Genomic DNA, 10,745 nt, shown 5'->3' with positions numbered 1-10,745 from the left:
CTAAGACCTAAGACCTAAGACCTAAGACCTAAGACCTAAGACCTAAGACCTAAGACCTAAGACCTAAGACCTAAGACCTAAGACCTAAGACCTAAGACCTAAGACCTAAGACCTAAGACCTAAGACCTTGGCTGCGCACATCGTTGAGCGCGCGGATGGTGTACTGCCGCGCCATCTGCTTGCGCCACTGATAGACAAAATCAGTGTTGTCCAGGGGCCGGGCCTTCACATACGCGGCTTCAGCGGCGGCGTCGATCTGATCGTTACTGAGGGTGTTGCCGATTAGCGCTTGCGCAGATTCGTTGACTTGAACCGGTGATGGAGCGATTCCGCCGAGGACGATCTTGGCATCTTCGACAACGACCCGGTCGCTACCGCTCCCAGTACTGACCCGAACGTATGCCGCAACTCCCAACACCGGAAAATCAAACGCGCCGCGGCGGCGCAGCTTCTGATACGAAGCGCGCCAGCCATTCGTCGGTGGCAGATGAATATCGACCAGCAGCTCGTCCGGTCGCTTGTTCATGTAATCGATGCCGTCATCTTTGTAGAACTCGGCGGCGTCAACCATGCGCTCGCCCGCACTCGACACCAGGCGGAACTTCGCGCCGATAGCGACCATCACCGGAACCAAATCAGACGACTGTACCGCCCAACACTTCGGGCTGCCGGGCGCCACCCAGCAAATGTCTCCGTCTTTCTTCAAACAAAAGTTGATCGCTTTGCGCCATTCGTAATTCTGATCATAGTAGTTGCAGCGCGTGTCGAGCAGCAGGTTGCCGCCAATGGTTCCCATGTTGCGGAGAATCGGCGTCGAGATGGTCCGCGCGGCTGAGGCGATGACCGGATAGTCACGTTTGATGATGGCGCTCTCAACGATGTCAGTGAGCGTTACTGACGCGCCAATCCTGATTCCGGATTTACCCTCGCCCGATATCTGATTCAGTTCGGGCAGACGCATTACGGAAATTACCGTCTTCGGCATCTGCTGCCGCCGCTTCATGTTTGGATAGAGGTCCGTGCCGCCGGCCACGAACTGCGCCTCGGGCCCGGCATCGGCAAACACCTTGACCGCCTCCGCGATAGTGTGCGGCGTGCGATAGACGAATTTGGGAAGACGCATCATAGGGATACGAGTTTAGTTGGTGGCGGCCGGTTTAGCCACGTCACGTCGCACATACAACAACAAATCGACTCCGGGTCGCAGCGAAAAACTCCCCTGCGGATTGCGATCCGGGAGGATGCGCGGATCGTTAAGCTTGCTCGAATCGATTAGCTGATACTGATCGCCGTACATGGCCTTGATCTCTTCTTCCTGCCCGGCTGAGCCGATGATGACTGGTTCAGTAGTCGGCACGACCTTCTGGTAATAGCCCACGCGTTTGTAATCGCGGAAATACCAGGGCAGCGGCCAGTATTCAGGCGAGACGATCGCGACACCGGTGTCGTGACCGGTCTTCATCTGCTGCGCGACCTGATCAATTTGCTCAAGCATCACCAGTGTCTCTCGCCGTGTATGGGCATAGACGTACACATACTGATCATCGTCGTAATGGACGAAGTTAAGCTGGTACATCTGAAAGCCACAAAACGCGACGATCAGGACCGCCGGGGCGAGAAAGAAAAGCGGCTGATTGAAGTCGCGCAGCTTCTGATAGAAAACGTTGAGCGTATAGCCACTCGTCAATGCCAACGGAACAATGAAGTTGAGCGCAATCCAGGGCGTCTTGTAACCGACCAGCGAATAGGCGGCGAGCAAACCGAACGCCCACTGGGCCACAAACAGCGCAAATCGATTGTCAGCGCGCCACAGCGCAAGCAGTGCGCCGATACCGCCCAGGACCAGGACGATGCTTTCTTTCTGAAGCAACCAACGAATGTACTGGTACCACGGATGCACGTGTTCGTGCGTGCGCTTACGCCACAGGGCCAGCGTTTGCAGCGAGTCGCTGACGCCTTTCGGATAGTTGCTGAAAAAGGAGGAGTAGAAGAGAACGTTGAAGACTATGAAAACCGTGAAAGCGACGAGCGCAACCGTGGCCACTCCGATGGGCCCGCCGAAGCGATCGAGGAACGGTTCGTCCCTCCTGGATGCGCGTACTCTGTCGGCGTTCATCTTCTTCCGGAGCCAAAAGTAGGCGTTCGTCGTAATTAGTGCGATCAAAAGCACCGGTGCGTTGATGATCCAGGTCTCTTTCGTTGCGGTCATCAAGGCCGCGGATATTGCCGCGAGAATCAGGTAAACGCCGGCGCCGGTGTCGTAGTACTTCACCGCAGCGACAACAACGCCCAGCATGAAGAAAACAAACAATGACTCGTGAATAAAGTAGCGGGATAAATAAACCGCTCCGGGCGAGATAGCAATCAAAGCTCCCGCAGACAAAGCGCCGATCGCACCCAGCCTTTTCCGCAGCAGGAAAGCCAGGCCGATCGTAGCCACACCAAAAGCAGCGGTGACGAATCGGATGTTGAAGGTGGTCAGACCGTAGGCGTCGCGCGCTCCAGCGCCGCCAAAGAACCGCGCTATCCACCCGGGAATCGCCGAGAAATAGTAGAGCGTCGGGCCGTGGTAATTTTGTGGATCATAGGTGTACGTGCCTTGACGGACGAGCGACACGAGGAAATTGCCGTTCACGCCTTCGTCGTGATGAAGCGGCACAAGCCCCAGATGAAAAAGGCGCAAGACTGCGCCGACGATGAGAATAGCAGCAGCCGAAATGCGAAAGGTGAGTTGCGAGATCTCTCCGGGCAGGTGATCGCTCACGGGCGCCGCAGGCGCTTCATTCTTCGGCGACGGCGGACGCTTCTTGTTATGGCGTGACTTTGTAGAGGAGGTACTCACCAAATTTCTCCGTCGGCGGAATTCTTACGACTAGCGGATAGCGCTCGAAAAACGCGACGTTCGGCTTCACCACTGACTCTTCCTGTGGACCGATGACAACATAATCGACACGGTATTTCGCGAGCAAGGCGGCAGCGTCCGGGCCGCCGGCATAGATCTGTTTGATCTCATTCTCACGCGGCCCGAAATCCAAACCGTGCGTCCAAATGTGACCCGGATAACCCATGATTGACCGGCGGCCGGTCAGGAAGATCGGCGTATTGTGAATCGGTGCATGCAGAATCGTCGCCGTGGGCGGCGTGGTCTTCTTGATCGACTCAGCGAATGCGACGCCGTTGCCATCGAATTCCTGATACTCGCCCTGGCCGGTGAACAGCGGAAAAATATCCAACCCGCCGGCGAGCGTCAGGATAACAAAAAGGCTGGCCGCCAGGACCTTTTGTCCGACGTGCTGCTCCCAAAGCCGCGCCAGCAGCAAGGCCACGAACGGCGCCGAGACAATCCACCAATAAAAGATCATCTTAATGTTGTCCCAGACCCACGGTGCCAGCTTTACGAAATTCGGGATGAGGAAACAGAGCGTGAAGGGCACATAAAACAGCAGGAGCTTCCGCGGCACCAGATAATCATCAGGTTTCCACACCAGCGCGAGGATCAGGAGCGGAATGAACAAGCCGGTGTTCTTCAGCCAAAACCACGCCACGTACGGAGTTCGTTGAACCCACTTCCTGATTGGCGGCACAGTCTCAATTGGTTGTGACCCGACAGGTGTCGATCCAAACATCGCCTCCTGATCGCTGTCCCACCCAAATTGCCAGGCGATGAAACTCTGGGTTTTGACGGCACTGCCACGGGTTGACCAAAAGATTTGCGGCAAACCAACGACCAGCGCCATGACAAAAAAGCAGAGCCAAAGACGCAGATGCGGTCGCGGTAACAGGAACCAGAGATTGGCTATGAGTGCGACAACGATGATCACCAACGCGATCTTGATCAGAGGGGAACCGGCGGCACCGTAACTCGCGGCCGCAAAAAAAACGATTCCGCCGAATAGCGCGGCGGCCGCATAGGCAATCCATGCCCGCCGGTAAACCCACGGCACCAGAAATGTCGCAACCAGCATGATTGAAATGAAACTGTGCGCGTGAATGAGTGGCAGCAGGCCCGTGATGACACCAGCCGCGATCATCCGGCGCAGCGGCCAGGAGCGAAGGGCTAAGGGCAAAGAGCGCAGAGCCAGGGGCGAAGAGTTGTCTGATGACGATTCAGCCTTCCCCGCATCAGTTTTCCGCTTGGCGCTATGCACTTTGCCCTTTGCGCTTTGCTCTTCGCCGCGCAGCACGGTCCACCACAGCGTAAACACAATCACCGCCAACGGAATGCCAAGCAGAAATCCACGCTGTGTCACCAGCAGGCTTGTGATCGAGTTCCCCCAACGCCAGGCCTTTTCGATTTCGGGAAGAATCGTGTACGAGTGGGGAATGCGACGGAGCACTTGAAACACTCCGCCTTCGATCTTCTTCACATCGTCCCAAAGCAGCGCCCAGCCAAAGCCACCGTTCAGCAAAATGAGCAGCGGCGTAATGATCGCCGCCGTGCGATTGCGAACCAGTCTTTGGCCGAACCGATGAAGGACGCCGACAACCGCGACGGCAATTATGTAGTTCTCGAGGAACATCGCGTGACGCAGGCTGGCGCCGGCGCGCACGAAGAGGGCGGAGATAAAGTCGGTAATGAACGGGTAAGTGAATCGAACGCCCGCGAATGTCGGGTCTTCCGGTGGAAAATTCTGGCCGTAAGCAAAGCGCGTGATCACGCTGATATGAAAAGGAAGATCGCCGTAGTTATTCAAGACGCCGGTGTACATGCCGTCGGTTTGTTCGAGCAGCGCGCGCTGAAAAATCAGCCACATGCTGACCGCGACGGCGGCGTAGAAAAGAAAGTAGATGAAGTGCCAGCGGTTCGGACGCGTGGTCGCGCCGCTAATCCCGCTGATCGCGGCGTTGACGTTGGCAGAAACGCGCGAGCGATATGAAGCGCGGATCAGCAGCAGTAGGGGGGCGGCAGTCAGGGCTGCGGTGAGCGCTAAGGTGATTCCGTAGAGTCCCAAACCTAACGCGACGCCGAAACCAACCAACCCCATCAGGGCAAAGCCGATGCACGCGCCGGCGCATAGACGCGAAGCGAGCGGCTCGTCCTCTTCGTATGTATAAGTCAGAACGTAGCCGCTCGCGATGGCGATTAGTGATAGGAGGAGACTGACAATCACAGGCGCATCTTAACAGATGGTGCTGGTTCAAAAAGTTTTCTGAAGCCCAGGCGTTTACGCTGGGGAAATGAAACCCCGTCGTATGTAAGCCCATTAATGGGCTTTACAAAAGTAAAGCCTCCTGAAGGAGGCTCAATCATTTTTCTACCGGCTCTTTCCCAGGCGTAAACGCCTGGGCTACACAAAACTGTTCTGACACAGACTGAAGTCTGTGCCACTGCTACACGCTCATGATCTCGCGCTCTTTTGATTTCGATAGTTCGTCTATTTTGCCGATGTGCGTGTCGGTGAGTTTCTGAATCTGCTCCAGGCCGTCGCGCTCAGTGTCTTCCGAAATCGCTTTGTCCTTCAGCATCTTCTTGAGCTTGTCGTTTTCGTCGCGGCGGATGTTACGCACTGCCGTGCGATGCTCTTCGGCGATTTCGTGAATCTGTTTCGCGAGTTGCCTGCGGCGTTCTTCAGTCAGCGGCGGAATGGGAATCCGCACGAGCTTGCCGTCATTCGATGGATTCAGGCCGAGGTCAGCCGCGCGTATCGCTTTCTCGATCGCGACCACCTGGGTAGTGTCCCACGGCGTTACCGTCAGCATCTGCGGCTCGGGAGCATGCACGGAAGCCATCTGGTTGAGCGGCGTCGGCGTGCCGTAATAGTCGACCATAACCGTGTCGAGCAGGCTTACTGACGCCCGGCCGGTGCGCACGGTCCCGAGCTTGCGCTTGAAATCTTCAATCGCGCTTTCCATGCGCGGTTTCGTTTCGCGAATGACGTCTTTGTCGTTCATGGCGGTCGTGAATAGTAAATCGTAAATCGTTAATAGACAACTGCGGGTAAAGGCCGGTCTATTTACGATTTACGATTCACCATTTACGGTCTTTCGAGGCAGACGAGCGTGCCGACGCCCGGTTCGTTTCGCACTACGCGAGCGATGTTACCCGCCTTGCGCATGTTGAAAACGATGATCGGCAGATTATTGTCGCGGCACATCGAAATCGCTGAAGCGTCCATCACCTTCAAATGCTTTTCCAGCACTTCCTGAAAAGTGATGCAGTCAAAACGGGTGGCGCTGGAATCTTTCATGGGATCGGCCGAATAGACGCCGTCGACTTTCGTCCCTTTCAAAATTGCGTCAGCTTTGATTTCGAGTGCGCGCAAGGCGGCTGCGGAATCGGTTGAGAAGAACGGATTGCCGGTGCCGGCAGCGAGAATCACGATTCGCCCCTTTTCTAAATGACGAATGGCACGGCGCCGGATGAAAGGTTCAGCGAGTTGCGGAATATTGATCGCGGAAAGCACCCGCGTGTGAATGCCAACGGTCTCAAGCGCGTCCTGCAGCACAACTGCATTCATCACCGTGGCGAGCATGCCGATGTAATCGGCGGAAGCCCGATCCATGTTCGCGGCGCTGGTTGAAACCCCGCGAAAGATGTTGCCACCGCCCACCACGATGGCGATTTGGGTGCCGATTGAGTGGGCCTGTTTGATTTCTTCGGCGACGCTGCGCGCGACGTTTACATCGATCCCGAAAGATTGTTCGCCCAGGAGCGCTTCTCCGGAAAGCTTGAGCAGCACGCGGCGAAAGGCAGGGGAAGTTTTGTCGGCAGTCACGTTAGTTTCTTATGCGTTCTGGGTTGCGTCGAACTCGATGTCAGTACCGGGTGCGGCAGCGACCGGGTCGTAGATTAATCGTCACCTGGTCGCTACCGCTCCCAGTACTGACTCCGATCGATTACGATCCCGTCAGTTTCGCGACCTCGTCGCCAAAATCGTCGTCGCGCTTTGCCAGGCCTTCGCCCATCTTGTATCGCGCGAATCGGCGGATCGTGACTTTCTCACCCGTCTTCGCGATCTTTTCGGTGACCAGTTCGCCCACGGTCTTCGCCGGATCCTTAATGAACGGCTGGTCCAGTAAAACGAATTCCTCGTAAAACTTATTCAAGCGGCCTTCGACGATCTTGTCGATTACCTGATCCGGTTTGTTAGCGTTCTTCGGATCATTCTTCGCCTGCGCGCGGGCAATTTCACGTTCCTTATCAAGCGTGTCGGTGTTGACCTCTTCGCGCGAAACAAAACGCGGTTCGGCGGCGGCCACGTGCATCGCGATGTCTTTTACCAGTTGCTGGAACTCTTCGCCGCGGGCGACGAAATCCGTTTCGCAATTCACTTCGACCAGCACGCCGACCTTGCCGCCCATGTGAATGTACGAGCCAACGACGCCTTCGGCGGCGACGCGACCTTCCTTCTTTTTCGCTGACGCGAGTCCGCGCTCGCGCAAAATCTCAATCGCGCGTTCTTCGTTGCCTTCGGATTCGATCAGCGCTTTTTTGCACTCCATCATTCCCGCGCCGGTTTTTTCGCGCAGCGCTTTAATTGCGCCTGCGGTTACATCTGCCATGATTGCTTATCTGCTCCTCTTGATTTCATTAAAACGCGCAGCCCGGCGGATGTCCGTTGCCCGTGCTGCGCTCGCCGACGAATTAGAACTTGTTGTTCTTAGCTTGCGGCGACGACCTCCGCGTTTTCAGGTGCTGAAGCTGTTTCGGCAGCCGGCTCGCTCGCTTGCATGGTCTCGGTCGGCGCCGCTTCAGCTGGTGGTTCCGTCTCTAGCGGTTTCGCTGGCTCTGCAACCGCTGCTTCGCCGTCGGCGGCCGCCTCGGTGGTGGGCACAGGCGGTTCGCCTTCTTCAGGTGCTTCGGCAGTCGCGCCGCCCTCCGTCAGCATCTGCTGGCCTTCGAGCACCGCGTCGGCGATGCGTGATGCGAACAGGCGCACGGCCCTCAGCGCGTCGTCGTTGCCGGGAATTACGTAATCGATGCCTTCAGGTGAACAGTTGGTATCGACGACGGCGAAAACCGGAATGCCGAGCTTATTGGCTTCAGCCACCGCGATTTCTTCCTTGCGAACATCGATAACGAAAACCGCATCGGGCAGCCGGCCCATGCCCTTAATGCCGGAAAGGTTCTTCTCCAAACCCTCGCGCTCGCGATCGAGTTTGATGCGCTCTTTCTTCGTCATCTTCTCGTAGCGACCGTCGGTTTGCATCGTTTCGAGATCTTTCAGACGCTTGATCGACTTCTGCACCGTTTGGAAGTTCGTCAGCAGTCCGCCCAGCCAACGTTGATTGACGTAATACTGACCAGAGCGTTCGGCTTCTTCGCGAATTGCGTCCTGCGCCTGACGTTTCGTGCCGACAAACAGAAGTGTTTTGCCGCGGTCTTCGGCGACCATGTTGCTGACGGCCTGAAGCGCTTCGCGAAACATCTTCTGCGTCTTTTGCAGATCGATAATGTAGATGCCATTGCGCTCGCCGAAAATGTATTCCTTCATTTTCGGGTTCCAACGGCGGACCTGGTGGCCGAAGTGAACACCGGCCTCCAGCAATTCTTTCATCGTTACGGTTACCAAACTCGCTCTCCCTTGTTAACTGGTTTATGTACTCGCCGCGACTCCGGCCTTCGCATTGAAAGCAACCAATCCAAATCGCGACAATGGATTTGAGATCTCAAATCTGAAATCTGCGATCTCAGAACTATCTCTTCGAGAACTGGAAGCGCTTACGCGCGCCCTTCTGTCCGTACTTCTTCCGCTCTTTAATTCGCGGATCGCGGGTGATCAGGCCGGCCTGCTTCAAAGTCGGCCGCAGATCGCTGTTGTATTCGATTAGCGCGCGCGTGATGCCGTGACGAATTGCGCCTGCTTGTCCCGCGGGCCCGCCACCGGCCACATTGACCAGGATGTCGAACTTGGTCGCGGTCTCAGTCAGATTAAGCGGCTGGCGAATAATCATCCGCAGCGTCTCATTCGGAAAATAACTGTCGAACGGTTTTCGATTGACCTGAACTGAGCCGTCGCCCGGCCGCAAATAAACTCGAGCGGTCGCTGTTTTTCGACGCCCGGTTCCGTAGTATTGAATCTCTGCCACGTTTTAAATCCTTTGTCTTATTTTTGAGAATTGCGGGAAGGGAAGTCGAGGGTCGCTGGTTGCTGCGCCGCGTGAGGATGCTCGGCGTCAGCATAGACTTTTAACTTCTTGGCCATTGCCCGTCCCAGTTTCGTTTTGGGGAGCATCCCTTTCACCGCGAGCTCGATCACCCGCTCAGGATGCTTGGCGAACATTTCCGTTACCGTTGTTTCGCGCAGGCCACCCGGATAAAGAGTATGGCGGCGATAAACCTTCTGTGTGACTTTGGAACCGGTGAACATCGCCTTGCGCGCGTTAACGACGATCACGTGATCGCCCATGTCCATAAACGGGGTCCACTGCGGATTGCGTTTGCCGCTGAGAATCGCTGCCACTTCTGAAGCGAGGTGTCCAACCGTTTTGCCCGCGGCGTCCACGACATGCCATTTTCGATTTTGAGCCAGACCAGCGCCGCTGGGAAAGTATGTTGACATAGATAAGTCCTTCTGTTTTTAGAGCCTAAAAGGCGAACGGTTAGAATAGAAAACAGCCTGTGCATTGTCAAGCGAGGTTGCCCGAGTTTACGCAGTAAATCCGCATCGTTCGCTTCACTTTTGAAAGCCGGTGCTGCTAGTATCGTGCGCGTTGGTGGAAGTGGCGATTTCAATTTTCATCCTGCCATTTTTCACTCGGGCATTTCGGGCCGGCGTAGCTCAGTTGGTAGAGCAACTGATTTGTAATCAGTAGGTCGGGGGTTCAAGTCCCTTCGCCGGCTCCAGACTCTTCATTTCGTTTCTGGTTTCGAGCCGCATTCCGAGCGTTTTTCATCCCGTTGCGCGCTTGCAAATCGTTCTCACGTCAGTTAGAGTTACGAGTTTGCGGCTGGGGCCGGAGTGCGCGCTGTAGAGGGCTGGGAAGGTTTCTCACCGGGTCCATTCGCGTTTAATCAACCGGACAGGCAGGGGTGGTCGAGTGGTTAAAGGCACCGGGCTGTAAACCCGGCGGGCTTCACTGCCCTACGTAGGTTCGAATCCTACCCCCTGCACCATGAGGTTTCAGAAACTGAGATCTCAAATTTGAGATCTCAGATCTCAAAATGGGCGGGTGTAGCTCAGTTGGTAGAGCATCAGCCTTCCAAGCTGAGGGTCGCGAGTTCGAGTCTCGTCGCCCGCTCCATTGACCGCGATTGATGTTTGACTCGGCCCGCGTAGCTCAGGGGTAGAGCGCCTCCTTGGTAAGGAGGAGGTCATGAGTTCAAATCTCATCGCGGGCTCCAGAAAAAGAATTAGTCCCAATGGTCTCGTTCGTCCCACAAGTCTTATGGGACGAATAGGGCGAATGGGACGGGATGGGACAGAGAGAGAACAATGAGCAAAGAGAAATTTGATCGCAGTAAGCCGCACGTGAACATCGGGACGATTGGGCACGTGGACCATGGCAAGACGACTTTGACGGCGGCCATCACGAAAGTTTTGGCGAAGAACAATCCGAAAGTGCAGTTTGTGGCTTTCGATCAGATTGATAAGGCGCCGGAAGAGAAAGCCAGAGGCATCACGATCGCGACCGCGCACGTCGAGTACGAGACGCCTAATCGTCACTACGCGCACGTGGACTGTCCGGGTCACGCCGACTATGTGAAGAACATGATCACCGGCGCGGCGCAGATGGACGGCGCGATTCTGGTGGTGGCCGCGACCGATGGTCCGATGCCGCAGACCCGAGAGCACATCCTGCTC

10 protein-coding genes and 4 tRNA genes are annotated in these 10,745 nt (G+C 56.0%); 5 read left to right on the top strand and 9 right to left on the bottom strand.

What is annotated here, in order from left to right; genetic code table 11:
• Window positions 1-112 precede the first annotated feature (112 nt).
• The 9 genes from VFX97_04270 to rplM all read right to left on the bottom strand — a co-directional run bounded on the left by VFX97_04270 (window position 113) and on the right by rplM (window position 9,503).
• Entirely contained in the window at window positions 113-1,126 is a 1,014-nt protein-coding gene (locus VFX97_04270; GenBank protein HEX5702411.1) for an FAD binding domain-containing protein, read from the bottom strand.
• 12 nt (window positions 1,127-1,138) lie between these two features.
• Window positions 1,139-2,842, bottom strand: coding sequence for a flippase activity-associated protein Agl23 (locus VFX97_04265; protein ID HEX5702410.1), 1,704 nt, complete (start codon window positions 2,840-2,842; stop codon window positions 1,139-1,141).
• Window positions 2,811-5,111: a hypothetical protein gene (locus VFX97_04260; protein HEX5702409.1), complete on the bottom strand. Its 2,301-nt coding sequence runs from the start codon at window positions 5,109-5,111 to the stop codon at window positions 2,811-2,813. Before VFX97_04260 ends, VFX97_04265 begins: the two co-directional genes overlap by 32 nt.
• Window positions 5,112-5,331: 220 nt before the next feature.
• Window positions 5,332-5,892 carry a ribosome recycling factor gene (frr, locus tag VFX97_04255; protein ID HEX5702408.1) on the bottom strand — a complete coding sequence of 187 codons (561 nt, stop codon included), beginning with the start codon at window positions 5,890-5,892 and terminating at the stop codon, window positions 5,332-5,334.
• An 83-nt stretch (window positions 5,893-5,975) separates the two neighbouring features.
• Window positions 5,976-6,716, bottom strand: a complete 741-nt coding sequence (gene pyrH, locus VFX97_04250; protein ID HEX5702407.1) for a UMP kinase — start codon at window positions 6,714-6,716, stop codon at window positions 5,976-5,978.
• 121 nt (window positions 6,717-6,837) lie between these two features.
• Window positions 6,838-7,503 carry a translation elongation factor Ts gene (gene tsf / locus VFX97_04245; GenBank protein ID HEX5702406.1) on the bottom strand — a complete coding sequence of 222 codons (666 nt, stop codon included), beginning with the start codon at window positions 7,501-7,503 and terminating at the stop codon, window positions 6,838-6,840.
• Window positions 7,504-7,601: 98 nt separating this feature from the next.
• Window positions 7,602-8,498 (bottom strand): 30S ribosomal protein S2, encoded by an 897-nt coding sequence (rpsB, locus tag VFX97_04240; protein HEX5702405.1) that lies wholly within the window; start codon window positions 8,496-8,498, stop codon window positions 7,602-7,604.
• A gap of 139 nt (window positions 8,499-8,637) precedes the next feature.
• Window positions 8,638-9,030, bottom strand: a complete 393-nt coding sequence (gene rpsI / locus VFX97_04235; protein HEX5702404.1) for a 30S ribosomal protein S9 — start codon at window positions 9,028-9,030, stop codon at window positions 8,638-8,640.
• A 17-nt stretch (window positions 9,031-9,047) separates the two neighbouring features.
• Window positions 9,048-9,503, bottom strand: coding sequence for a 50S ribosomal protein L13 (rplM, locus tag VFX97_04230; protein ID HEX5702403.1), 456 nt, complete (start codon window positions 9,501-9,503; stop codon window positions 9,048-9,050).
• A 208-nt stretch (window positions 9,504-9,711) separates the two neighbouring features.
• On the opposite strand from rplM, the gene VFX97_04225 reads away from it, so the two are divergent.
• The 5 genes from VFX97_04225 to VFX97_04205 form a co-directional block, all read left to right on the top strand.
• Window positions 9,712-9,787 (top strand) — tRNA-Thr (locus tag VFX97_04225).
• Between the two features lie 180 nt (window positions 9,788-9,967).
• Window positions 9,968-10,057, top strand: a tRNA-Tyr gene (locus VFX97_04220).
• A gap of 52 nt (window positions 10,058-10,109) precedes the next feature.
• Window positions 10,110-10,185: transfer RNA gene (locus tag VFX97_04215), tRNA-Gly, on the top strand.
• A 25-nt stretch (window positions 10,186-10,210) separates the two neighbouring features.
• Window positions 10,211-10,285: transfer RNA gene (locus VFX97_04210), tRNA-Thr, on the top strand.
• 91 nt (window positions 10,286-10,376) lie between these two features.
• Window positions 10,377-10,745: GTP-binding protein (locus VFX97_04205; GenBank protein HEX5702402.1), on the top strand; the 369-nt coding region annotated here is incomplete at its 3' end.

It is taken from the genome of Pyrinomonadaceae bacterium (genome assembly GCA_036277115.1).
Classification (GTDB): Bacteria; Acidobacteriota; Blastocatellia; order Pyrinomonadales; family Pyrinomonadaceae; genus UBA11740.
Note: the sequence above shows the minus strand (reverse complement) of the source record. Positions and strands in the feature narration are given on the sequence as shown.

What these genes read in the sequence shown, in the direction of transcription:
- VFX97_04270 (HEX5702411.1), bottom strand. Translation starts at nt 1,126, where the DNA reads ATGATGCGTCTTCCCAAATTCGTCTATCGCACGCCGCACACTATCGCG.
- frr (HEX5702408.1), bottom strand. Translation starts at nt 5,892, where the DNA reads ATGAACGACAAAGACGTCATTCGCGAAACGAAACCGCGCATGGAAAGC.
- tsf (HEX5702406.1), bottom strand. Translation starts at nt 7,503, where the DNA reads ATGGCAGATGTAACCGCAGGCGCAATTAAAGCGCTGCGCGAAAAAACC.
- rpsB (HEX5702405.1), bottom strand. Translation starts at nt 8,498, where the DNA reads ATGAAAGAATTGCTGGAGGCCGGTGTTCACTTCGGCCACCAGGTCCGC.
- rplM (HEX5702403.1), bottom strand. Translation starts at nt 9,503, where the DNA reads ATGTCAACATACTTTCCCAGCGGCGCTGGTCTGGCTCAAAATCGAAAA.